We start from the raw sequence: 1116 nt of genomic DNA on the forward strand, positions 1-1116 counted from the left end.
ATCATTGAGGAGGGGGTCCGGCCGAATCGGGTTGACCTCGAACCCTCACCCACCAGCCCGAAAAACACTGTCCACAATGCAAGAAAAACAAGGAAATCCCCACATACACTAGATACATCTAGTACACTAGACACATCAACACAACGGGGTACCACCCACAACCGAAAGGCACACCATGACCAACAAAGCCACCGACACCACCACCGTGAGCGGACTCCTGGCAGGGATGCCCGCGCAGTTCGGTGTCCGTCTGGTCGACATGGCCACGATCACCGGCCTCGACGTGAAGGGATGCGTGATCGGTTCGGCGCGGTTCGACCTGGACCAGGCGCCCGACCGGGAGAGCTTCGGCCAGGCAGTGCGTCAGCTGATTCAGGCGTTCGGGCGGCGCGGCGAACCCCGTCGCGTGATCGTGGCCGCGTGGAACCCGCGGACCGACGAGAGCGGGGCCGGGTTGGTCCAGTCGGGGGCCGAGACGGCAGAGACGTGCGGTCTGGACGCTCACGCCTACGTCGTCACCGGCGACACGTTCCGCGAGACTTTCACCGGAACGAGTGGCATCCTCGCCGGCGACGAAGACCCCTACGTGATGCGACTGCGCGTGCAGACCGGCGAGCCGGTGGACGCCGAGCAGCTAAGTGCACTCTGGGCCGGCCAGGGGAGCCTTGAGCTTGCGCCGGCCGCCAACCGAGACAATGCGATCGCGACGATGACTCGGCTCATCACGGGCGACACGATCACCGACGACGACCTCAGCGAAGTCGCCACCGCACTGCACGACCCCACAGTGCGCGACGCGTTCCTGATCGAAGATGGGTCGATGGAGGGACTGTCACAGGCGGTCCGGACTGCGGCGCAGCAGGTGGGTTACCCGGTGATTGTCGAGTCCCTGCGACAGGCCGGCGCCCGCATGGCCCCCGGCCACCGGGCCCCGTTCTGGACAATGGCCGGCATCATCGCCCACGGGTCCGGCAACACCGTTCCCGCCGCCACGATCCAGACCGCGCTGCTCGCCGCGCTCAAGGACGACCCGGACTACCGCCTGGCCGCTCTCGCAAGCCGGGCGGTCGTCGCCGGAATCCGGTTCTGACCTTCACCGCCCCTGCACGGGTCACT

At 66.3% G+C, this 1116-nt stretch carries 1 protein-coding gene; it reads left to right on the top strand.

The features are described from left to right. Nucleotides 1–175: 175 nt before the first annotated feature. Entirely contained in the window at nucleotides 176–1090 is a 915-nt protein-coding gene (locus EU513_RS15580; protein ID WP_129627798.1) for a DUF4192 family protein, read from the top strand. Nucleotides 1091–1116 lie beyond the last annotated feature (26 nt).

It is taken from the genome of Yimella sp. RIT 621 (assembly GCF_004146205.1).
Lineage (GTDB): Bacteria > Actinomycetota > Actinomycetes > Actinomycetales > Dermatophilaceae > Yimella > Yimella lutea.